At 74.7% G+C, this 22,983-nt stretch carries 12 protein-coding genes and 2 pseudogenes; 9 read left to right on the plus strand and 5 right to left on the minus strand.

What is annotated here, in order from left to right; translation table 11 throughout:
* Positions 1-23 precede the first annotated feature (23 nt).
* Positions 24-1,493 carry a glycoside hydrolase family 76 protein gene (locus tag V7E46_RS18770; RefSeq protein WP_333769494.1) on the minus strand — a complete coding sequence of 490 codons (1,470 nt, stop codon included), beginning with the start codon at positions 1,491-1,493 and terminating at the stop codon, positions 24-26.
* Positions 1,494-1,829: 336 nt separating this feature from the next.
* Between V7E46_RS18770 and V7E46_RS18775 the strand changes: the two genes are divergently transcribed.
* The 7 genes and pseudogenes from V7E46_RS18775 (at position 1,830) to V7E46_RS18805 (ending at position 11,129) form a co-directional block, all read left to right on the plus strand.
* A complete protein-coding gene (locus tag V7E46_RS18775; RefSeq protein WP_333769495.1) occupies positions 1,830-3,872 on the plus strand; it encodes an ATP-binding protein in 2,043 nt (680 codons plus the stop codon).
* 120 nt (positions 3,873-3,992) lie between these two features.
* Positions 3,993-5,567, plus strand: a complete 1,575-nt coding sequence (locus V7E46_RS18780) for an ABC transporter substrate-binding protein (RefSeq protein ID WP_333769496.1) — start codon at positions 3,993-3,995, stop codon at positions 5,565-5,567.
* A pseudogene (locus V7E46_RS18785) lies at positions 5,537-6,025 on the plus strand (DUF4140 domain-containing protein); the annotation flags it as partial. The gene V7E46_RS18780 and the pseudogene V7E46_RS18785, both read left to right, overlap by 31 nt.
* A 536-nt stretch (positions 6,026-6,561) precedes the next feature.
* On the plus strand, positions 6,562-7,980 hold the full coding sequence (locus V7E46_RS18790) for a DUF4139 domain-containing protein (RefSeq protein ID WP_333769497.1): 1,419 nt from the start codon (positions 6,562-6,564) through the stop codon (positions 7,978-7,980).
* 2 nt (positions 7,981-7,982) lie between these two features.
* Positions 7,983-9,656 carry a mucoidy inhibitor MuiA family protein gene (locus V7E46_RS18795; protein ID WP_333769498.1) on the plus strand — a complete coding sequence of 558 codons (1,674 nt, stop codon included), beginning with the start codon at positions 7,983-7,985 and terminating at the stop codon, positions 9,654-9,656.
* A 141-nt stretch (positions 9,657-9,797) separates the two neighbouring features.
* Positions 9,798-9,872, plus strand: a complete 75-nt coding sequence (locus V7E46_RS18800; protein WP_333769509.1) for a putative leader peptide — start codon at positions 9,798-9,800, stop codon at positions 9,870-9,872.
* A gap of 183 nt (positions 9,873-10,055) precedes the next feature.
* On the plus strand, positions 10,056-11,129 hold the full coding sequence (locus V7E46_RS18805) for an LLM class flavin-dependent oxidoreductase (protein WP_333769499.1): 1,074 nt from the start codon (positions 10,056-10,058) through the stop codon (positions 11,127-11,129).
* Between the two features lie 77 nt (positions 11,130-11,206).
* Here the strand turns inward: V7E46_RS18805 and V7E46_RS18810 are convergent, their stop codons facing one another.
* Entirely contained in the window at positions 11,207-11,971 is a 765-nt protein-coding gene (locus V7E46_RS18810; protein WP_333769500.1) for an SDR family oxidoreductase, read from the minus strand.
* Between the two features lie 121 nt (positions 11,972-12,092).
* Here V7E46_RS18810 and V7E46_RS18815 point away from each other — a divergent pair, with 121 nt between their 5' ends.
* A complete protein-coding gene (locus tag V7E46_RS18815) occupies positions 12,093-12,794 on the plus strand; it encodes a TetR-like C-terminal domain-containing protein (protein ID WP_333769501.1) in 702 nt (233 codons plus the stop codon).
* On the opposite strand, the gene V7E46_RS18820 is transcribed toward V7E46_RS18815, so the two are convergent.
* Both V7E46_RS18820 and V7E46_RS18825 read right to left on the minus strand, forming a co-directional pair.
* On the minus strand, positions 12,755-19,177 hold the full coding sequence (locus tag V7E46_RS18820; RefSeq protein ID WP_333769502.1) for an NACHT domain-containing protein: 6,423 nt from the start codon (positions 19,175-19,177) through the stop codon (positions 12,755-12,757). The genes V7E46_RS18815 and V7E46_RS18820 overlap by 40 nt on opposite strands.
* Entirely contained in the window at positions 19,174-20,154 is a 981-nt protein-coding gene (locus V7E46_RS18825) for an alpha/beta fold hydrolase (protein ID WP_333769503.1), read from the minus strand. Before V7E46_RS18825 ends, V7E46_RS18820 begins: the two co-directional genes overlap by 4 nt.
* A 292-nt stretch (positions 20,155-20,446) precedes the next feature.
* Between V7E46_RS18825 and V7E46_RS18830 the strand changes: the two are divergent.
* Positions 20,447-20,818 (plus strand): annotated as a pseudogene (locus V7E46_RS18830) (DUF2201 family putative metallopeptidase); the annotation flags it as partial.
* A gap of 37 nt (positions 20,819-20,855) precedes the next feature.
* On the opposite strand, the gene V7E46_RS18835 reads toward V7E46_RS18830, so the two are convergent.
* Positions 20,856-22,982 (minus strand): BTAD domain-containing putative transcriptional regulator, encoded by a 2,127-nt coding sequence (locus V7E46_RS18835; protein WP_333769504.1) that lies wholly within the window; start codon positions 22,980-22,982, stop codon positions 20,856-20,858.
* Between the last annotated feature and the right edge of the window lies 1 nt (position 22,983).

Raw genomic sequence — 22,983 nt, forward strand, 5'->3', positions numbered from 1 at the left:
GTGTGGGGGGAGGGCGGGCCGGGTCAGCCGGCCGCGTTGAGCAGGTCCAGGACGCTCTGCTGGCAGCCGTAGTCGCTGGTGCCGCTGCCGCCGGCCCAGTGCGGCCCGTACTGGTCGAGCGCGTTGCGGTCGTGCGCGTAGGCCGAGGCGGCCCAGTTGGACAGCACCCCGCTGTAGGGGTGGTCGGTCAGCTGGCCGTTGAGCTTGCCCAGGCCGCGGACGTAGGCGCCCTTGAAGGTGGGGCCGTCGCCGGTGCAGGAGTCGCCCTCGCCGGGCTCGCGCAGCACCCCGCCGGACGCCAGCCGTACGGTCGAGGCGTCGGCGAGACCGCGGGCGGTGGTCAGCAGCCCGGCGTCACCGGTGGCCCGGTACAGCTCGGCGAGCCCGCCGAGCACCACACCCTGGTTGTACGTCCAGGTGGTCTGGCCGTTGTTGGCGCAGGCCGACGTCAGCCCGTCGTTGATCATGTGGTCGCCGTTGATCATCCCGCTGCCCTTGAACCAGTTCCACTCGGCCCGCGCCCGGCCGAGGTAGGCGGTGTCGCCCGCGATGCGGTTGTGCAGGGCCGCGGTGAGCTGGAGGAACAGCTCATTGGTGATGGCGTTCTTGTACGCGCTGTCCTGGTTCCACCACACCCCGCCGCCGCACGTGCCGTTCCAGTACGCGTACATGTGGTCGGCGTCGGCGCGGGCGGTCGCCAGATAGCGGCTGTCGCCGGTCAGGTCGTAGGCGTCGACCCAGGCGAGCCCCCACCAACCGGTGTCGTCCAGGTACTCGTTGGTGAAGTTGCCCTGCTGGGCGTTGAGGTTCTTGTTGTAGGTGTCGGCGATGGCGTACGTGTAACTGCCCATCCCGGTCACCCGGATGTTGTCGATGACGGCGGTGAGCGCGTTGGCGCCGGTCCACCAGCCGTTGCCGCCGAAGAGCTTGGTGGAGCGGTCGAACGACATCATGAGGGCGGTGGCCGCCGCGGTGCGCCGGTTGCCGGCGTTCCAGGTCGTACGCGCCCACTGCGTACACGCGATGTCGGCCCGGTCGCCCGCCTTGCCGCAGGCCCGCAGCGCGCCGACGCCCTGGGCGCCCCAGTCGTCCACGTTGTACATCTGGGTGCGCCAGCCGCGCTGGCCCGCCGGGGTCGTGGTGTCGCCGAGCTTGCTCCCCGAGGCCCAGGTCCTTCCGCCGTCGAAGGAGCGGTCGATCCACACCTCGTCGCCCGCGTTGCCGTTGTCGATGGACGCCCAGCCCATGGCGTCGGTGTCGTCGAAGTGCAGGGTGATGGTGCGCGAGAAGACGCTCGCGGTGACCGGCGCGCGGTCCTGGGGGCTCAGGCCGGGGTCACGGGCGTCGCAGTAGCTGTTGCAGATGACGGCCGCCGCGCTGGGGGACGCGGGCGCGGCCTGGACTGCGGTCGCACCGAGCAGCGCGACCGTGGCCGTCGCCGTGGTGGCCGCCAGCAGCGCGGTCAGTGTGGCGCGTAGGGGGTACAGACGCATGGCTACCTTCCGGGTGTGATTGACAATGTTGATGCTTCGTCGTTTTCTCGCAGCAGACAACGTTGTCATTGGAGGGGGGAACCCTGAAAGCGACAGATCTCACCAGAAGAGAACTGCGTGTGGCTGTAGTTGTCAATGCACCTGACAAGACACACGCGGCGGACCGTGTGACCGGGCACTCCGTACCGCACGTGCGAAGCCGCCGCGGGAGGCACGTGCCGCGGGGGGCGCGGGCCGGGACCGGTCCCGGGGAGAGGGGAATACGATCCGCCGTCCGAAGCGGTAGCAGGGGGCGCGGGCCGGATGACGGTCCGGAACGGCAGGGGACGCGGTCAGATGACGGACGTCAAGGTCAGGCTGCACGGCCGGGAAAGGGTCGTGGAATACGTCAGGGCCTCGCTGGTGCGCCGCGGGGTGCCGGATCAGCCCCTGCCCATCGTGCTGCTCGCCGGGCCTCGCGGGTCCGGCGGCTCGGTGCTGCTCGACGAGATGTGGGCGCGGTTCGCCCCGCACTGCCTGAGCGCGCGGCTCGATCTGCGGTCGGCACAGGGCGTCGAGGACATCGTGCTGGCGGCGGTGCGCGGGCTCGACCGGCACATCGGCGGGATCAGGCCGATCGACTTCGCGCGGACCGGGATGCTGCTCAAGGCGCTGAGCTACATCGACACCGGCGGGGGACGCGCCGCCTTCGAGGCGTACCTGCGCGCCAACGCGCAGGACGCCGAGATGCAGTCGGCGCTGACCACCTGGAGCGCCAGGGCCGCGCCGCTGCTCAGCCCCGAGCAGCGCGGCCTGCTGGACGTACTGACCGGGCTGCTGGGCGCGCTGCACTCCGCGGTGGGCAGGCACCGCAACACCAGGGCCCTGCGCTGGCTGGCGGATCGCGGCGACGGCGGGCGGGAGTACGAGTCGCTGTGGGAGCTGTACCGGCACTATCACGGGCAGGGCGCCCCGACCGGAACCCCGCGGGTGGTGGCGCGGACGCTGTGCGCGGCACTGCTGGCGGACCTGCGCGCGGACTTCAACGACTCCTGGCGGCACCTGCAGCGCCCGCGCAACTGCCTGCTGCTGCTGGACAACGCGGGCGGCAGGACCGCCGACCTCTTCCTCGAACTGCTCGCCGAGTGCCGCCGGGAGGCCGCCGCCGACCGCGAACACCCCGACCCCGCCGTGGTGGTGGCCGTGCAGCGCGGCCGGGTACGCCCCGAGGCGGCGCGGCTCCTCGAACCGACCGACGAGCGGTTCCGGTTCGGCGTAAGGCATCCGCTGGCGCCGGGCGGCGACGGGCACCCGGTGTGGTGGTATCCGGTGGCGCTGGCCGACCTCAACGGCGAGCAGGTGCTCGCCCTGTGCGCCAGCAGCGTGCTCGGGCGGCACAACCGCGACGCCGACCTCCTCCACGAACTGACCGGCGGCCATCCGGAGTCCACCGACCGGCTGGCGTATCTGCTGGCCCGCTTCGGCCGCACACCGCCGCGCGACCCGCGGCGCCCGCCCGCCGAACCGCCGGTCCCCTTCGACCCCCGGCTGCTGCTGGCCGAGCGGCTCTCCGCGGACCAGGCGCTGCCCGAGCACTGGCCGCCACCGGGCCGGAACGACACGGTCGAGGACCACCTGCTCAAGCGGGCGCTCGCCGACCACCTCACCGCGGCGCCCGACGGCACGGTCGCGCCCGAGAGCAATACGACGCTCAACGCGATGGCGGCGCTGGCCGCCACGCCCGGGCTGCGCCGGGGCGCCTGCAACGCGGCGCTGCACTACCTGGGGTGGAGCGGCGCCGACGCCGACTCCGCGCAGCTGCGGCTGACCGCCTCGATGTGGCTGGACGAGACGCAGGACGGCGACGCGCTGCGGCTGCACCCGCTGGTCGCGCTGCTGCTGCGGCGCTGGCTGGCCCGGACGCCCGAGACCTGGCGGGCGGTACACATGGGCTACGCGGCGCACTATTCGAGCCGCGCCGACGCGCCGCTGCGCCACCATCACACGCTGGCGCAGGTGGAGCCGGGCCGGCGCGAGCCGCTGACCACGGTGGTCGGCTACCTGGACGAGGAGTACGAGCGCGGCGCGTCCTCGCAGGACTGGCTCCGGGTGCTCGACCAGGTCGCGGCGGCGCCCAACCGGCTGCGGACGACGCTCGATCCGCGGACCTTCGTCACCTCGCTCGCCGGCCCGGCCGAGGCCCGCAACCGGCGGCGCGCCATCACCCGCCTGACGGTGGCCCGTTGGCTGCACGCCGACCGGTGCTTCGACCCGGCCCACCAGCTCGCGCACACCATCGCCAAGGAGTACGAGCACCTGGCGGAGATCACCGAGGACAACGAACTGCTGTACCGGCAGGCGGGGAAGTACCGCCGCATCGAGAACACCTGGGAGGGCTGACGAGCGAGCTCCCGCGGTGGCCCGCCGGCATGCCGCCTGCCCGATGGCGGACGCAGGGGCGCAGGCCGTCCGCGAAGGGAGCGAGGAGGAAGTCCGGCCCCGCAGGAGAGAAGGATTGACGTGCCCCGCCTCATCAGCTCCGTACGCTCGTATGTCGGGCATCTTCCGGTCGTCGCGAGGAGGGTCCTCGCCGCGGTGTGCGTGCTGGCCCTCGGCGCGGCCGGCTACGCGGTCTACGTGCCCGTGCACGACCTGCTGCACAAGCCGTGCCTGCGCGAAGGCGCGAGCACGGTCACCCACCACGGCTCGAACGGCGAGTGCGTCGGCTTCACCGACGGCTCGTACGTCTTCCACCCCTCGCTGCGGGACGCCGAGGCCGCGGTACGCAAGGAGAACCGGCAGGTCGTCAAGGACCACGCGGGGAACTACGTCAGCGTGGTCCTGATGCTGCCGATCTCGGCCGACAAGGGCAGCATCCTGTCGATGCCGAACGCCGTCGAGCAGATCGAGGGCGCCTTCACGGCCCAGCGCTACGCGAACCGCGACAACGTCGAGGGCATCACCCCGTACATCCAGCTGCTGATCGGCAGCGACGGCTACCAGGCCAACGGGTGGCAGACCGCCGTCTCGGCCATCGAGGACGACCACGGCCGGCACATCGCCGCGGTCACCGGCTTCGGTGTGAGCCTGGCGGGCACCGAGGGCGCGATCCGCTCGCTGGCCGCGCACAACATCCCCGCCTTCGGCGCGACCCTGACCTCCGACAACTACGACAACATCAAGGGCTTCGTCCGCGCCTCGCCCAGCAATGTGGAGAACATGGCCGCGGCGCTGTCCTACGTCGAGTCCGACTACCGGCGGGCGGTACTGGTCGAGGACGGCAACGCGGGCGACAGCTACGACGTCACGCTGGTCAGCGGCTTCAAGAAGTTCTCGGCCATACCGGGCCACCGGATCGTCGGCGTGGAGCCGTACGACACCACCGAGCGCGACCGGGACGGGCAGTCGGCCGAGGAGCGCAGGCGGCACCAGACCGAAGTCGCCACCCGGATCAGCCAGATGACCGTCAACATCTGTGCCGCGCAGCCCGCCGTGGTGCTCTTCGCCGGCCGCGGACAGGACCTCGGGGTGCTGGTGCACGCCTTCTCCAACACCTGCCTGGACAAGCAGATCCGCATCGTCAGCGGCGACGACGTCTCCAACCTGCCGGACAGTTCGCAGTTGCGCGCCGGCCTCGGCGGCCATGTCACCGTCGACTACGCCGCCGTGGCCCATCCCGACGAGTGGAGCGCCGCCGCCGCGCACGACCAGGGCCACGCCGCGGCCGAGGCGCAGGGCGCCCAGGGCTTCCGGACCTTCAACACCGCCTTCCAGCAGCTCTTCCCCGGCGGCTACCTCGGCGACGGCAACGCGATGATGGCCTACGACGCCACGCTCACCGCGATCTCGGCGATCCGGCTCACCGAACAGCAGCAGCCGCAACCGGACGCGGTCGTCAACGAGTTGGGCGCGCTCCAGGGCGCCCACAAGGTGCTGGGCGCGAGCGGCCCGATCCAGTTCACCGCCAACTACCAGACCAGCCGCACCGGGAGCAATCCGGTCAGCAAGCCCATGCCGATCATCCGGCTCACCCCGCAGGGCACCCCTCAGGTGAGGGCGCTGAAATGGCCCGGCCAGGCCCCGCCGGTGGGCTGACCGGCGAAGCCGTCGGCCCGCGGCCCCACCGGCGGTCGGCTAGGGTACGGACGACATCACGGCCGGGGGCCGGACCCGGTGGCAGACCGGCCGGAAGGGGAGAGACCGTGCACGCGAGCCCGCGAGAATCGGCTGCCGAGGGGCCGGTGGCACCGTCCGCGGTGACATCCGTCGTGGTGCACTCCTCGGGTGCGGTCTGCACCCGGCTGGCCCGGCTCGACCCGCCATCCGGCGACGGAACGGCCGCCGTACGCGTCACCGGGCTGCCGCCGGCGCTGTACGAGGACTCGCTGCGCGGCCGGATCGTGTCCGGGCCGGCCGGACTGCGGGTCACCGACATCCGGGTCGAGTTCGGCGCGACGCTGCGGCGCGGCGACGAACTCCCCCGGCTGCGGCTCGACCTGGAGGACGCCGAGGACCGGCAGTCGCGGCTGCGCGACCGCATGGAGCGGCTGGCCGCCGAGATCGCGGAGGTCGCCGACCTGCGCGCCGAGCCGCCGGCCCCGCGCCGGGGCGACCCGCCCCGCTGGGCGCCGGTCGAGTCGATCCTCGCCCTCGCCGGTTTCGTCGACTCCCGGCTCGCCACTCTGCACCGGCGGTTGCGCACCGTCGAGGACGAACTCGCGCAGGCCGACCACGAGTCGGACGTCCTGCGGCACCGGCTCGCCGAGGCGTCCAGCGCGGTCGACACCGGCCGGGCGGCTCCCTCGGCCACCGCGATCGTGACCCTGGCGACCGACCGGCCGCCCGCGGCGGCCGGCCCGGACGGCACCGGCGCCCGCGCCGGCGCCCCCCGCCCCGACCGCGTACCCACCCCCCACGGCCGTNCCCCCCGCCCCCCCCCCCCCCCCCCCCCCCCCCCCCCCCCCCCCCCCCCCCCCCGGGACCGGACGGCGTACCCACGCCGGACGGCGGTCCCGCGGCGGACGGCCCGGGCACCACCCCCGGCGCAGAGCCCGCCGGCCACCGCGAAGAGGCGCCCGTCGAGCTGGAGTTGGAATACCACGTCCCCGGCGCCACCTGGTCGCCGGTCTACCAGCTGCGGCTCGACGGCCGCAGCGGCGCCGGGACGCTGGTGCTGCGGGCCTGTGTCGCCCAGCGCACCGGCGAGGACTGGGCCGGGGTGCGGCTCGGGCTGTCCACCGCCGACCTGCTGCGCCGGGCCGACCTGCCCGAGCTGCGCTCGCTGCGGATCGGCCGCCGCCAGGAGGAGCCGACCGGGCTGAGCTGGCGCGAGCCGCCGGCCGGGCTCGCCGACCTCTTCGCCGCTTACGACGCCGCCGTCACGCCCAGGTCCCCCGGCCGCCCCCTCCTGCCGCCCGCGGCGATCACGCCGCCCGCGCCCGCCCCGCCGGCCGGCGGCGCCGCGTACGGGGCCGCCTCCGACCTGGCCGTCCCCCCTGCTCCGGCCGCCGCCCAGCCCGCCGCGTCCTACCGGCCGCGCGGCCGGGCGGTGCCGCACGCCGCCCTGAAGGCGGCCGGACCCGGCAGCGCGGCCCCGGACGGCGCGGCCGAATTCGGCCGCGCCTTCGGCGGCCCGGCAGGCGCGGCGCCGACCGCTCCCCCGGCGCCCGGCGCCGATCTGCTGGACTACGCCCGGCTGACCCTCGCGGGACCCGACGCGCCGGAAGGCCGCGGCACCCTGCGGCCCGCGACCGCGGGCGCGCACCCGGTCGCCGCCGAATACCGCAGGCGGGCCGACGCGGTGGCCGCGCTGCCGCGTCCCGCGCACGCCGTGGACGTACGGGTGTCGGCGGGGTCCTTCGACTACCGCTTCGACACCGCGGCCCCGGTGGACGTCGCGGCGGACGGCCGCTGGCACACGGTGCCGGTGAGCGAGGTGCCGGTGAGCACCGAGTTCGAGTACGTGTGCGTCCCGGCCGTCGACCCGGCGGTGTTCGGCACCGTCCTGGTCACCAACACCTCGGCGCACGCGCTGCTCGCCGGACCCGTGGACGTCATGGTGGACGGCGACTTCGTGCTCACCGCCCCGCTGCCGACCCTCGCCCCCGGGCAGCGGCAGGCGGTCGGCGTGGGCGTCGCGGAGAGCGTACGGGTCGCGCGGCGGGCGCACATGCGCGAGTCGGCGGCCGGGATGCGCGGCGGCACGACGGTGCTGGACCACACCGTGGAGATCGACGTCGCCAACCGGCTCCCGTACCCGGTCGTCGTCCAGGTGCGCGAGCGCGTACCGGTGTCGGCGGACAAGGACGTGCGGATCGAGGAGCACAAGGCGCGTCCGCCGTGGACCTCGCCCGACCGGCCGCTCGACGGCCAGGAGGACGACTACGTGCGCGGGGTCCGCAGTTGGCGGGTGGCGCTGGAGCCGGGCAGCACCGCGACCCTCAACGGGGGTTACGAGATACGGGTGCCCGCGGGCAAGGCCGTCGTCGGCGGCAACAGGAGGAACTGACCGTGGACGACACCTTTCACTTCCCCGAGGCCGACGCCGAGGCCGCTCCCGGCGCCGACGGGTCCGCGGGCTCGGGCGCGGCGGACGGCCTCGGCGGCCTGCCCGGGCTGACCGCGCTGCCGATCACGGCGGTCACCTGCATGGAGGACCGCGCCCAGGTCGAACGGGCCGGCAGTGTCGCTCTCACCGCCGGCGTCGGCCGGATGCGCATCGGCCCGGTCACCCCGCTGACCGCCGACCGCTCGCTGCGTGCCGACTTCGCGGCCGGGGCCGGCGCCCGGGTGGTCGACGCGCGCGTCGTCCGTACGTACACCCCCGCCCCGCCCGGCGAACCCGGCCAGGACGCCTCCGGGCTGCGCCGCGAAGTGCACGGACTGGAGCAGGAGATGGCCGACGCCAAGCTGCTGCGGCAGCGGGTGGAGAGCGCGCTGGCGGTGGTCGGGCAGGCCAGGACCGATCTGCACCGCGACATCGTGCAGGGCGCGGGCGGCGGCGACGCCGACCCGGAGCGCTGGGCCGACCGGCTCGACCGGGTCGAGCAGGAGGCCGAGCCGCGGATCGGCGAACTGCACAAGCTGCGCCGCCGGCTGCACGACCTGGACGAGGAACTGCGCGAGGCCCGCGAGGCGTTGGCGGCGGTGGAGACCGAGCCGCAGCAACTGACCGCGTATCTGGACCTGGTGGTCGAGGCCGAGCGGGACGGTTCGGCGGAGCTGCGGGTGACCGGCCTGGTGCCGTGCGCGCTGTGGCGGCCCGCCTACCGGGCGACGCTGGCCGCCGACCGGCGCTCGGTGCGGATGGAGACCGACGCCTTCGTGTGGCAGGAGACCGGCGAGGACTGGTCCGCGGTACGGCTGACGCTGTCCACCGCCCGCCCCACCCTGGCGGCGAGCCCGCCGGTGCTGGCCGACGACGTGCTGACGCTGCGGGAGCGTTCGGTGGAGGAGCGGCGCACGGTCGAGGTGAATCTGCGCGAGGAGGAGATCCGTACGGTCGGCGGTGCGTCCCCGGCCGCCCCTGCCGGCCTTCCCGGGCTGCACGACGGCGGCGACGTCCGCGTACTGGCGGCACCGCACCCGGTCAGCGTGCCCTCCGACCACCGCCCGCACCGGGTGCACGTGACGTCCTTCACGGCGCCCTGCACGGTCGAGAACACCTGCGCGCCCGAGCTGTCCCCGCTGGTGGTGGCCACGGCCCGGCTCACCAACACCTCGGGCCATGTGCTGCTGGCGGGACCGGTGGACCTGGTGCGCGGCAGCGGCTTCGTGGGGCGCGGCCGGCTCGAATTCGCGGGCGCGGGCGAGGAGTTCGAGGTGGCCTTCGGCAGCGAGGACACCTTCCGGGTGGTCCGCCACACCGAGGAGACCCGCGACACCACGGGCCTGGCGGCGATCAACCAGCGCACCGTGCTGACCCGCCGGGTGCGGCTGTTCGTCTCCCGGCTCGACTCGCGGCCCGGTGCGCCCGAGCACGAGATCACCGTGCGCGAGCGGGTCCCGGTCTCCGAGGTCTCCGCCGTCGAGGTCGAAGTGCGCACCGCCGACTGCCGGCCGCAGCCCGATTCCCTGGACGCCGAGGGCATCGCGCGCTATGCGCTGCGCCTGGCTCCCGGCGACCACCGCGAGATCGAACTCGTCTACGACATCACCGCCGCCAGTTCCGTGACGGGCCTGTGAGAACGCGGCGCCGAAGCCGCCCCGGCCCGGTGCGCGAGGCCGCAATCCGCCGGTGCGACGCCCGGCGGCGAGGCCTTCCGCGCCCGGGGCGGCGCCTGCCGCGCATTGCCAGCGGCCGTGGTGTCGATTACCTTTCCCCTTGTGAACACAGGGACGAGGCTGGTTTCCCGCCTCCACGTCGACCTTCTGCGGTCGGCCAGCGCGCTGTGTCCCTAGTGCCCTCCGAGCCGTAGAAACAGGCCGCGGCCGGCGGCTGCCCGTCCCGCTCCTACGACGCTGACGCGTCCACTCTTCCGCGCCGCGTGTTGACGGTGCCGAATCCCTGTGGCGGAAAGCCTTTCCGCCACATCGCCAGGGCGACCGGTGTCGCCCTGTTCCGCAGCCCATCGGAGTCCTGGCATGAGCCGAGAATTTCTCTGGTACATCCCCAACACCGTCGAGCCGGGCCATCGCGGTGACACCACGAGCACCGGGTGGGGGACGCTCGAGTTCTCCACCGAGCTGGCCCGGGCCGCCGAGGACCACGGCTGGGGCGGGGCGCTGCTCGGGACAGGGTGGGGGCGGCCCGACACCTTCACCGTGGCGACCGCGCTGGCCGCGCGGACCACCACCTTCAAGCCGCTGGTGGCGATCCGGCCCGGCTACTGGCAGCCTGCGCACTTCGCCAGCTCCGCGGCCACGCTCGACCGGCTCAGCGAGGGGCGGCTGCTGGTCAACATCGTCAGCGGCCTGGACGATGCGGCGGCCTACGGCGACGGCGAGGTCGATCCGGCCCGGCGCTACGACCGCACGAAGGAATTCCTCCAACTGGTGCGCCGGCTGTGGACCGAGGACGACGTCACCTTCCGGGGCGAGTTCTTCGGCGTCGAGGGCTCGACGGTGAGCCCGCGGCCGTACGGCGCCGAGCACGGCCGCACCCCGCGGCTCTACTTCGGCGGCGCGTCGGCGGCGGCCGAGCAGGTCTCGGCGACCGAGGCCGACGTGCAGCTCTTCTGGGGCGAGCCGCTCGACGGTGTGGCCGAGCGGATCGACCGGCTCAGGGCGCTGAGCGCGTCGCTGGGCCGGGCGCACGCGCCGCTGGAGTTCGGGCTGCGGATCACCACGCTCGTGCGGGACACGACCGAGGAGGCCTGGCGGGACGCCGAGGCGAAGGTGGCCTCGATGGCGGAGCGCGCCGGCTCCGAGATCACCCGCCAGTGGCGCCGGGCGGTCGGCCAGCAGCGGCTGCACGACCTCGCCGAGCGCGGCGAGGTGCTGGACGCGTGCCTCTACACCACGCCGGGGAAGTTCGGCGGCGGCGGCGCGGGCACCACCTGGCTGGTCGGCTCGCCCGACGACGTGGCCGAGGCGCTGCGCGCGTACGGCAAGCTCGGCATCACCCACTTCGTGCTGTCCGACACTCCGTACCGGTCGGAAGTCGCCCGGATCGGCGACCAGTTGCTGAGCCGGCTCAGGGAGCGGACCCCGGCCTGACGCGTCCGGCCCCGGCCGTGCCCGTCCGCCGGTCAGGCCCCGTCCGGTCTGACGCGCGCCCGTACGCCGTCCGCCGCTCAGGCCGCGCCGCCGTTGACGTACAGCGTCTGGCCGTTGGTCCATCGGCCGGACGGCCCGGCCAGGAAGGCGACCGACTCGGCGATGTCCTGCGGGGTGCCCAGGCGCTGCATGGGGTTGAGGCCCGCGATGTGGTCGACGACGTCCTGCGGCTTGCCGTCCAGGAAGAGCGGGGTGGCGGTCGGTCCCGGCGCGACGGTGTTCACCGTGATGTCGCGGCCGCGCAGTTCGCGGGCCAGGATCAGCGTCATCGCCTCGACCGCGCCCTTGGACGCGGCGTACGCGGCGTAGCCGGGCTGCTGCAAGCGGGTCACCGAGGTGGAGAAGTTGATCAGCGCGCCGCCGGACCGCAGCCGGCGCGCGGCGAGCTGCGAGACGACGAAGGTGCCGCGGATGTTGACCCGGTGCATCCGGTCCAGATCCGCCAGGTCCAGCTCGGCGACCGGTGCGAGCACCATGACGCCCGCGGTGTTGACGACGACGTCGACGCCGCCGAACTCCTGCTCGGCGCGGTCGAAGGCGGCGGCCGTCTGCGTCTCGTCGGCGATGTCGGCCCGCACCGCGACCGCCCGGCCGCCGCGGGCGGTGATGGCCGCGAGCGCCTCGTCGGCGCGCTCCTTGCCGCCGCTGTAGAGCAGGACGACCGCGTCCCCGTCGGCGGCCAGCCGGTCGGCCACGGCGCGGCCGATGCCACCGGATCCGCCGGTGACCAGGGCGACCCGGGTGGCCTGGCCGCTCGCCGCGGCCGTGGGGGTGGTTGTCATGGCGTGCCTCCTCGCGAAGCGCTATGTGGACGATTCGTCCACATCAATAAATGTAGACTGGTCGTCCATATAGCGCAAGCACCGCCCGCCCGCGGCGCACCGCCGACGACGGAAGGCCGCGATGACCGCAGAGCCCGCCACCCCGCGCCCCGGCCGGGGCCGCCGCCCGGCCGCCGAGGTCCGCGCGGCCGTCCTCGCGGCGGCCGGCGCGATGCTGCTGGAGAACGGCCTGCGCGACATCACCTTCGAGAAGGTCGCCACCCGGGCCGGGGCCAGCAAGATGACCCTCTACAAATGGTGGCCCTCGCCGGGAGCACTGGCCTTCGACGCCTACTTCGCCGCGACCGAGCAGACCCTCGCCTTCGAGGACACCGGCGACCTCGCCCGCGACCTGGTCCACCAGCTGCGGGCCTTCATCGGCTTCCTCACCTCCCGCGAGCACGGTCCCGTCGTCGCCGAACTCGTCGGCGCCGCCCAGTCCGACCCCGACCTCGCCGCAGCCCTCGCCGAGCGCTACACCCTCCCCCGCCGCGCCCTGGCGGTGGCCCGGCTGCGTACCGCGAAGGACGCCGGCCAGCTGCGGGCCGACGTGGACCTGGAGAGCGTCGTCGACCAGCTCTGGGGCGCCTGCTACCACCGGCTGCTGCTGCCCGCCCGGCCGCTCGACCCCGGCTTCGCCGACACCCTCGTACGCAATCTGCTGCCCGGCGTGAGCCCGCCGCACCGAGCCGCGGGACCTGCTGCCCGGCATGAGCCCGCCGCACCGAGCCGCGGGCCGGGGACCTACGCGCCGGGCGAGGCCGTGTCGCCGAAGTCGAGGTAGCGGCCGAGGTCGTCGCCGGCCGGGGCGCTCCGCAGCAGGCGGCGGAATTCGGTGCGCCGGTCGGGGCCGAGTGCCAGGGCGACCGGGTCGTCCTGCGCGTTGCCGTTGCCCGCGACCTGGACGAGGCGGCGCGGAGTGCCGCCCAGCGCCCGCAGGATGCGGCGGATCCGCAGGCTCTCCGCGGAGGTGCAGCCGGGCGAGCGGTAGCAGGCCGCCGCGAGGCCGGTGAGGCCGTGCGCCACGAGTTCGTTGCGGCAGCCGCCGAGCCGGTCGAGCAGCGCGTTGACCAGCGACCCGCCCTGTACCCGCTGGACGTGCTGCACGAAGACGAAAGCGGCCTCGCACAGCCGGCTCGACCCGCGCATCGAGACCTCGAGCACCTCGATGAGGCCGGGCCCGCCGCCGGGCGGGTCGAGATGGACGTACCGCAGCCGCGACATCAGCAGCAGCGCCGACACCATGCTCTCGTCGGCCTTGTTCACCGCGGCCACGCTCAGGACGGGCTGCGCCTCCTCAGGGGACAGGTGCAGCTGGAAGGCCGTGGGGTCGTCGTCGCTGAGCACCACCAGCAGATTCAGCAGGGCGCTGGTCACCGCCTCGTCGATCGGGCGGGCGTCGCCCAGCCGGTCCTCCGCCGCCATCGTCCGCAGCCAGCGCCACAGCAGCGCGATCGCCCGGGGGGTGTCCAGCTCCTCGGGGATCCACTCCGCGGTCGCCTCGGCGCGGGCGTACGTCAGGCGCCAGATGAGGTCGCTGTAGCGGGAGAGCGTCTCGCGGTCGGGGCCGTCCTGCGCGGTGCACAGCGGGACGGCGCTGTCGCGCAGCAGGCCGCGGGCCACCTGCACCAGGTCCTCGGAGCCGGCCGCGGTGCTCTCCAGCGCGGCATGGCACGCCTCCACCACGGGCTTGGCAGCGCCGAACCGGTACGTCCCGCCGGGCAGGCCGGACAGCGTCAGCTCGGGCAGGCGGTCCCGGACGCAGGCCCGCGCGACGGCCTCGACCAGCTCGTCGGCGACCGCGACCGTCGAACCCGAGCTGATCTGGCAGGCCGCCGTCTCCACCACGGCGCGCAGCGCGGGCAGCGGCAGCGGCTGCCCGGAGTCGAGCCATTCGACGAGGACCGCCTGCGGCCCGGGCTGCCAGATCGAACCGCCGGACAGCATGTGCGCCCAGGCGTTCCAGCCGCCCTCCTCGGCCGCCGCCCGCCGCAGGGCCTCCCTGACGGCCTCCGCGTCGTCCACGTCCCACTGGTAGAGCGCGGTCAGCAGCAGCCCCCGGCGCATCATGTCCGGTTCCACGACCGCGGCCCGGGCCAGCCGCCACCAGGTGTCCACCCCGCGCTGCGACAGCAGGTGGTGCCGGGTGGCCCGGCCCCCGTAGGTGTACGCGCCGAGGAGTTCCAGCCGCGCGCGGGCCACCACACCGGCGTCCGCGCGCAAGATGAGGTCGGCGAGCGCCAGGAGGTCGGGCGGTCCTTCCAGCGGCAGCGCGGCATGGAGGGCCAGCAGGTCCCGCACCGTGTCCGCCCAGCGTTCCCCGGCGGCCGAGGGCCGCGCGAGAAGCTCGTTCAGGCCCGGGACGACATCGGCGTCCACCGAGGTGACCAGGGACAGCTGATAGGCCGCGGCCTCCTCGCCGTCCGGGCCGCCGACGAGCGCCGCGAGCCGGTCGAGCAACTGCCGGTCCAGCGGTCGGCTCCAGCCGTGGACCGGCCCGTTCGCGCCGCGCCAGTCCATCCGGTGGCCGCCGGCTCTGCCGGGCGGCGCCGGCAGGACCGCGTCCGGGTAACGGCGGCTGCCGCGGCTCAGCCGCTCCCGCTCCGCCAGCAGGCGCGGCACGGCGAGCAGCGCCACCCGCTGCGGCTGCCCCGACAGGCCGTCCGCCAGCCGGCGGGCCAGCGCCTGCGCGCAGCCGACGAGGTCCCCGGCGGCGTCAGCCCGCAGCACCGGACTGTCCAGGCCGGCCACCAACCGGTCGAATCCGGCGCGGACTTCGGCGTCGTCGCACAGGTGGTCGCGGCAGCGGTACAGCGCCTCGGCGAGCCGCGCCTCGTCCCGCGCGGTGGCCAGCAGCGCCAGGGCGGCCCGGTGGTGGGCGGGCCGCCGGTCCGCCGGCAGCCGGTCGGCCAGCGCGATCAGCAGCAGCGCCCGCGCGCAGCTGTCCGTACCGGGCAACTCCGCCTGTGGTTCGCACAGCTGGGCGAGGACGTCGGCGTCCGGCTGTGCGTCCGAGTCCAGCAGCAGCGCCCGGCAGCGGGCCGGGAGGTCCGCCGGGGCCGGCGCAGGGGCCGCGCGCCCGGGCCGCCGGGGCGAAGTGAGGATCTCGGTGACCAGGACCTGGCCGAGCCAGGGGGCGGTGCGGGCGAACCAGCCCACCACGTCGCCCAACGCCTCGATGGGCGTGCCGAGTTCACCGCCGGTTGCCGCCGTCGGGGTCAGCCACAGCGCGGGCGCGCCCGGCTGCTCCAGCAGATTGCCCTCCCGGCGTACCTGGAAGTACGGCAGCGTGGTGAACCAGCCGAGCGCGCAGAGCAGCCGGTCGCCCCGCAGCCCGTTCAGATCGGTGTCCTCGTGCTCGTACCAGGCACCGCCCAGCGCCCGGCAGGCCAGAGCGTCGGCGTGCAGGACCGAGGCCGTCTGCGAGCCGAGCCCGGCGCCGGTGGCGAGGTCGACCGGGCGGCCCGCCGCGAGGAAGGCCGCGTGCAGCAGGAACCGGTGCAGCGCGGGGCGTTCGCGCTCCGGGACGTCGCCGTCCCACACGGCTCTGACGAGATGGTGCGCCTCGCGCAGGAAGGCGTCGGCGGTCGCCTCAAGGGCCCCTTCCACCGCCCGCAGACTGTCGGCGCCGTCGGTCATCGGCCGGCCGTCGAGGACCAGCAGGCCCAGTTCCGCCTCGGTCCGCGCGGTGGCCGACACCTCCGGTACGGGTGCGGGGCCGGCGCCGGCCGTGCTCTCCAGGACGCGGCGAAGGGCGGCGGGGTCGCCCGGTGTGGCGAGCACCCAGCCGCGGATCGCGGAGGTCAGCGCGGGGTCGCAGCGCCGGCTCAGCCAGCGGACCTCGATCTGGGCGGGGGGTTTGCCGCGGGTGCTGACCTTGGTGCCGACGGTGTCGAGCATCACGGCGATGCTGTACACCACGTCGGTCGTGCCGAACCTGGGCACGAGTTCGGCCGCCCGCCGCTCGATCGCCGACTCCCGCGCCGAGTTGGGCAGATTCAGCAGCCGCGCGAAGTCGTCGTATTCGGCCGACCAGGTCAGCGTGTCGTGGTGGTCGAGGCCGCCGAACAGTACGCACAGCACGCGCGCCGCGCCGTCGTCGGCCAGGCACAGGCCGAACCGGTCGGGGCGGGCCGTCAGCAGGTCGCGGACCGGGAGCAGCCCGGACGGCACCTCCTGCGCGGTCTCCTCCGAGACCCGCAGCCGCTGCCGCTGCCAGGGCACGGGCCCGAGTTCTGCCAGCCGCCGGGCGAACACCGCCCCCGCGCTCAGGTCGTCGTCCTGCGGGGTCTCGAAGCGCGCCAGGATCTCCACCGAGCGCGCCGGGGTGCCGGCCGCGGCGCGCCGCAGCGCCCGGTGCACGGGCCAGCCCCACTCCCCGGCGTCCGCCCGGGTCAGCCGGGCGAAGACGGTCAGCACCTCGCGGGTCAGCCACTGGCGCCGCTCGTACAGCGCGGACAGCGGTCCGACCAGCGCGTCGTCCTGCTCCATCAGTGACAGCGCCACCGTGTCGAAGAGCCCGCGGCCGGCCCGGCCGCGCAGCACCGCGAGCCGGTGGTCGTACTCGTCCAGCACCTCGGCCTCGGCCGGGGCGAGGATCCAGAAGCGGGCGAAGAGCGTGAGCAGCGCCCGGATCTCGTCGGCCTCCCGCACCGCGGCCGTGCCCTCCTGGTCGGCGGGCAGCAGCAGGTCGGCCCACTCCTCCAGCTCCCACGCGTCCCCTTCCGCCGCCTGCGCGATCACCGCGGCCTTGACCTGCGGGGTGCACGAGTCGATCGCCAGCAGGACGGGCACCCGCCAGCGGTGGTCCGCGAGCCGCTCGTTCTCGCGGATGTGCCCGGCCAGCCGCGCGGCGACGGCCGCGGGCGGCTCGTCCCGGCCGCCGCCTGCCATGGCGGCGTCCAGCAGGTCGTGGCCGACCAGATACTCCCGGAAGGTCTGGTGGATGAAGCCGAAGCGGCCGGGCGACTCCTCGGCCAGGATGCCGACCTTGCCGCGGATCAGGTCGATGAGCGACAGCGCCTCGCTGGTGCGGCTCTCCCTGGTCAGCCGGCCGAGGCCGAACAGCGCCTCCTCCAGCGCCTCCAGCAGCGCGTTCTCGCCGATCCTGCCGTCGGGGTGGCGCTCGTGGACGCGGCGGGCGATCTTCGCCATCACGGCGAGGAATTCCGCCGGGGTGGCCAGCAGCCCTTCGAGCGCGGAGCCGCGCGTGCTGTCGGCGATCGCCCGCCAGCGGTAGCCGGTGTCCAGCACGAGTTCGCGGTACAGCTGGGCCTGGTCGGCCGGCAGATTGCCGTGCACGTACATGTACATGCACATCGAGGTCAGCAGGATCGGGGTGGCCGCCAGCACCTGCACCGCGCGGTCGCTCATCGCGAGCTGGTGGAGCATCAGGGCGGCCAGCTGCGGCTGTTGGAGGTGGTCGAAGAAGCTCTCGCAGTAGACGGTGATCTGCTTGCCCGTCATGGGCCTGATCAGGTAGTGCGCGGCGTCGTCGAGCGGGAGGTAGACCTCGTCGTAGCCGGCGGTACGGCTGGTGATCACCACCTGGGCGGCGGCCCGGCCGGCGGCGGCGTGCGCGCGTACGGTCTCGGTCAGCACGGCGAGCACGTCCTCGCGGTGCTCGACCAGCTCGTCCAGGCCGTCGATGAGGATCACCGCCTCCCCCTCGGCCAGTGCGCGCTCGAACATCCGCTGGGCGACGTAACGCGTGGCCGTCAGCCGGTCGATCAGCGACTGGTCCGCGGTGGCGGCGAGGAATTCCGCGAGGCTGCCCGGCGGTTCGCCCCGGGTGAACTCCTCGTCGTAGTAACGGGCGTAGTCCGCGGCCCTGATCCGCAGCGGCAGCCGCACCCGGCCGGGCGGCGGGACGTCCCGGGGCCGGCGCAGGATCTCCAGCGACTCGTCGGCGATCGTACGGGCCAGCCACTGGCACAGCACCGACTTCCCGCTGCCCGGCGGCCCGAGCACCACCAGGATCTTGTGGCGCGCGAAGGCCTCCTCCAGCGCGATCGCGCCCTGCGGATCGGCCTCGGCCGACGCGAGCACCCCGCTGGGGCGGACGTCCCTGCGCGGCCGGGGCAGACCCCAGCTGCGGCGGGACTCCTGCTCATTGAGCCGGCGCAGCAGCTCGGTGCGGCGGCGGTCGGCCAGGCTGCGGGGGTCGGCCTGGAGCGAGACGTACATCGTGCCCAGGTCCAGCCGCCGCAGCCGCTCGGCCTCCTGCTGGTCGGCGGCTCCGGCGTCCACGCCCAGGCCGCCGAGGTCGATGTAGCTCCAGGCGTGCCCGGCCCACTGCAGATACTTCAGCCGGAGCCCCCGGTAGGACCCGTCCGGCGGGAACGACACCGGCCCCCGGGCGACATCGCTCGGCGACCGGCCCGCGCGCCCCGCGGCGGCGGGGGTCAGGCCCTGGGCGTACGCGCCGAGGGCCGGCCGGACGTTGTGGGCGATCCACAGCCGCTCGGGCCGGGCGCCGCCGTATCCCCACGCCACCGGGAGCTGGCCGGGCAGCCGCGGGCGCAGGCCCACGACCAGCTGCTCCGCGTGCAGTTCGCGCGGGCCGCCGGACTGCCCGTCGGTCAGCAGCCGGGCGAGTTCGCGGCTGAACCGCATGTCGTACGCGGGCTGGTGGGCGCCGGTGGCGGTCAGCACGGACAGCCCGCCCCGGCCGCGCCGCGGACCGGCCACCAGGTCCTCGACGGAGAGCACCCCCGAGGCCGCGTTGCAGGTGTCGAGGAGCGCGACCACCCCGCCGGTGCCGGTGGACTCCACCGCGCCGGCCAGCAGGTCCTGGACGTTGAGCGCGTTGTCGCGGCGCTCGGTCGAGTCGGCGGTCATGAAGTAGAGCTTCGAGACGTCCCCGGGCGTGAAGCCGTGCCCGAGCAGGGCCAGGACGAGGGTGGCCCCGGCCTGCCCGGCGCGCTCCATGGCGGTGCCGAGCGCGAGGCGCGCGGTCTCGTAGTCGACCTCGTCGTCGCCCTCGGCGCCGCCGAGCAGCGCCCGGCCGTCGGGCAGCGCAGGTACGCACCCGCCGCGGGCCGGGTCGAGCAGGGCGTCGCGCAGCTCGGCCGCCGCCTGGGGCAGGGCGTCGAGCCGGTACTGCGAGCGGCACTGGGTGGCCAGCACGAGCAGATGGCGGGCCGGCCCCTCGGGCGCGGTGGTCATGCGCTGCGGTCGGCGGCCCTGGCTGCCAGGGCCTCCATGACGGGCCCGGCCACGGCGGGTTCTGCGAGGTATTTGACGGCGGAGTGGACCACCGCGCCGTCGGAGTCGATCCGCCGGGAGACCGGCACGACACCTTGGGCGTTGGGCCGCACTTCGGTCAGCTGGTGCCGGCTGACGATCAGGTCGTCGCGGTCCCAGAAGTTCAGCCAGCGCTCCACGGTCGGCGGGGTGCGCGGCGGCTGGGGCACGATCCGCGGCCAGACGATGCCGCGCATCCCGATCGGCGAGCCGATCGTCACGAACAGCTTCACCGGCCCCGGGTGGCCGGCCAGGGTCTCCAGCGCCACGACCGAGCCGAGCGAGTGGGCCACCACGACGACGGGGCCGGTGCCCAGCGCGGCGCCGACCCGGTTCCTGACCCGGGCGTCGATGGTGGGCTGCCCCGGCTGCGCGGCTTCCGCCCGCCGCAGGTAGCGGGACACCTGCGCCAGGTGGCCGCGCATGACCGCGGCACCGGCCCATTGGGCGGGGCGGCGCAGGCGACGCCATTCGAGCAGCGTCGTCAGCACGTTCAGCGAGTGGCGCAGGACGCTGCCGACGGCCTGCGGGGTGCCGTCCGGGTGCAGCAGTGCCCGCACCTCCGCCAGCAGCTCGCGCTCCTGCGGGTCCTGGGCGTCGGGCAGCCGGTCCGCGGTCAGCTCGTCGATCAGCGCGAGCACGATTTCCGCGTCGGCCTCGGTGAGGTGGTCGTCGGCGGTGGCTCCGCCCTGGGCTCCCGGGCGCTGCCACAGGTCCGCGTAGGAGGCGAACGCCAGGTCGAAGGTCCCCCCGGCCTGCAGAGCAGCCGCGCTCGCGCCGTGCCCCGCGGCGTCCGCCCCGCGGGCCAGCGCCTCGCGCCAGGCGGCCAGTTGCTCTGCCGGAGCCTGCGCCGGACCGATGCCGTGGACGAAGACCAGCCGCGGTCTGCCGTCATTCACAAGCCACCGCCCGTCCGCGCCACGGCAGACGGTATCCGCACCGAATCAGCCACTACGCCCCCAGCCTCGTATCGGTGATCGCACCCCCAGGTTACGCACATTCCCCCTCCATGCGGGTGACAATCCACCTTTTCACGACACACCCTGCCTCGGCTGCTTTTCCGCGGTCGGCGCACCTCGCCGGGGCGCCGCGGGCCTCGACCGCGGCGGCGGCTCGCCGCACTGACGTCACCTGTCTGACTGGTGACGCGGCGCGTGCGAAGGTCGTCGCCATCCGAGCCGGCGCGACGGAGTAGCGCAGGGCATCGACGGGCGGCCCGGCGACGCCCCGAGGTCCTGGCGGCGGTGGGCGGAGGAGGCCTTCCATCCGCCGCAGCCCTGGCGTGACCTGCTGGGCGCGGCGATCCGCTCGGCGGTCTCGGGCCGCGGCGCGGGCGAGGAATACAGCTACGGGCGGCCCTCGCGCCGCTCGGCCGGTGTGCCCGGCGCCGTACTGCCGGGCATGCGGCGCAGGCCGCCGCGGGTCTGCGTGGTCATCGACACCTCGGCGTCGGTCAGCGACTCGGAATCGGGCAGCGCGCTCCTGGAGGTCGCCGCCATCTCCCGTTCCGTGGGCGGCCGTCGGGACCTGGTGGGCGTGCTGCCCTGCGACGCGGCGGCCCGCGAGGCCGTCACCCGCCCGCCGGTACCCACGGGCACGGTCACCGGTCCACCGGCACGTACCGGGCGACCTCCGCCGCGCCGGTCAGATCGCCGGTCCAGGCGCGGGCCGCCGCGGCGCCGATCCGGCTCTGCAAGTGGGCCCGGCGCAGCCGCCCGGTGGCGCCGTAGAGCACCTCGGCGGTCAGGGCGTGGGTGAAGCGGAACCAGCCCAGGCGCTGCTGGTCCTCCGCGATCAGGCCCGCCGCGACCGCGGCGTCGAGCGCTTCGAGCGCCGCCTCGATGCCGACCGAGGCGGCCTCGGCGACGACGTCGATGTCGAAGTGCCGCCCGGCCACCGCGGCCACCGCCAGCACCCCCGCCGCGGTCTGCGGCAGCTCCGCCACCCGCCGCAGCACCACTTCGCGCACCGGTACGGGCACCGGCGCCGTGTCGGGCCGCTCCAGGCGCTGTTCGCTGGTCAGCAGCTTGATCAGTTCCCGCAGGTAGAACGGGTTGCCCTCGGTGCGGTCCCACAGGCCTTCGGCCGTACGCCTGCCGACCTCCCGGTGGAGCATGACGCCGGCCAGCGCCTGCGCCTCCTGGACGGTCAGGCCGCCGAGCGTGATCCGGGTGATCTCCGCGCGGGCCAGCGCGGCCGAGGTCTCGGTCAGCGTCGCCTCGCCCGACCGGTAGGACACCGCCACCAGCAGCCGGCTGGCCGGCACCGACTCGGCCAGGTGCGCCAGCAGCCGCAGCGACGTCACGTCCGCCCGGTGCAGGTGGTCGAGCACCACCACCAGCGGTGCCGCGTAGGAGGCGCCGGTCAGGTAGTCGACGATCGCCTCGAACCGCCGCAGCGTGGCCGCGTCCGCGTCGGCGCCCTCCGCCGGCTGCCGGACGTCCCGGTCCAGCAGCTCGGCCACCGGTCCCGGCACCGAGCGCTGCGGACTGTACGCGGCCAGCGTGCGCAGCACCTGCTGCCAGGGCCACAGCGGCGGCGCGGCGACATGCTCGGGGCAGGCGCCCCACAGCACCGGCACACCCGCCGACTTGGCGAAATACCGCAGCAGGCTGGTCTTCCCGATGCCCGGCTCGCCCGACACGGTCACCAGTTGGCCGCGGCCCGCCCCCGCCGCGGGCAGCGCGTCTGCCAGCTGCCGCAGCGCGGCGTCCCGGCCGACGAAGACCTCGGCGTCGGCAGCCGGCTCGGGCAGCACGTCCACCGCGCCGAACCGCTGGGCGGGCACGGTACGGCTGGACGACGGCACGGCCGGGAAGGCGGGGACGGCCGGGATGCCCGGCAGGGCCGGCGGGTGCCAGTCGAGGGCCGGTGCCTGGTTGAGGATCTCCGTCTCCAGGTGCTGGAGCGCCGGCCTCGGGTCGATACCCAGCTCCTTGGCCAGCCGCTTCTGGTTGGTGCGCAGCACCGCCAGCGCGTCGGCCTGCCGGCCGGCCCGGTAGAGCGCCAGGCTCAGCAGCTCGCAGCCGTACTCACGCAAGGGGTGGGCCTGCGTGAAGGCCTCCAGCTCCGCCACCGCGACCTCGTGGGCGCCGGCGGCCAGCAGCGCGGCGCAGCGCCCCTCGATCAGTGAGAGCCGCAGTTCCTCAAGGCGCTCCACCTCGGGCACCACGTGGGTGGCGTGGGCCACTTCCGCGTAGGCCTGTCCGCGCCACAGGGCGAGCCCCGCCTCGAACTCGCTGAGCGCCTGCCGCCGGTCGCCGCGGCCCCACGCGTGCCAGCCCGCCGTGGCGCGCTCGCAGAAGCGGTGGACGTCGACCTGCACGGAGCGGCTGTCCAGCAGGTAGCCCTGGCCGTGGGTGCGCAGCACCGTCGCGGGTGTCCTGCGGGCCCGGGCGGGTTCCAGCACCCGCCGTAAATTGGCCACGTACGCGTGCAGTGAGGTGCGCGCCGAGCGCGGCGGGCGCCCGGCCCACAGCTCCTCCAGCATCACGTCCACCGTGACCGGCTGGCCCACCCGGCTCACCAGCAGCGCGAGCAGCGCGCGCTGCTTCGGCGTGCCCAGATCCACCATGCGGCCGTCGACCACGGCCTCCACGGGACCCAGTGCCCGGAATTCCACAATTCCGTGCGGAGTGCCCTGCGTTTCCAGCGGCTGGGCCTCGGTCCATCGAATATATCCGGGCGGTGTGCGATATGTGGCTGCAGATATCTCTGCGGTGGTCATA

The organism is Streptomyces sp. IBSBF 2435 (assembly GCF_036815005.1).
Taxonomy (GTDB): domain Bacteria; phylum Actinomycetota; class Actinomycetes; order Streptomycetales; family Streptomycetaceae; genus Actinacidiphila.

Coding starts and splice junctions, on each gene's coding strand:
- V7E46_RS18815 (WP_333769501.1), top strand. CDS start 12,093: ATGACCGCAGAGCCCGCCACCCCGCGCCCCGGCCGGGGCCGCCGCCCG.
- V7E46_RS18805 (WP_333769499.1), top strand. CDS start 10,056: ATGAGCCGAGAATTTCTCTGGTACATCCCCAACACCGTCGAGCCGGGC.
- V7E46_RS18770 (WP_333769494.1), bottom strand. CDS start 1,493: ATGCGTCTGTACCCCCTACGCGCCACACTGACCGCGCTGCTGGCGGCC.
- V7E46_RS18835 (WP_333769504.1), bottom strand. CDS start 22,982: ATGACCACCGCAGAGATATCTGCAGCCACATATCGCACACCGCCCGGA.
- V7E46_RS18820 (WP_333769502.1), bottom strand. CDS start 19,177: ATGACCACCGCGCCCGAGGGGCCGGCCCGCCATCTGCTCGTGCTGGCC.
- V7E46_RS18775 (WP_333769495.1), top strand. CDS start 1,830: ATGACGGACGTCAAGGTCAGGCTGCACGGCCGGGAAAGGGTCGTGGAA.
- V7E46_RS18810 (WP_333769500.1), bottom strand. CDS start 11,971: ATGACAACCACCCCCACGGCCGCGGCGAGCGGCCAGGCCACCCGGGTC.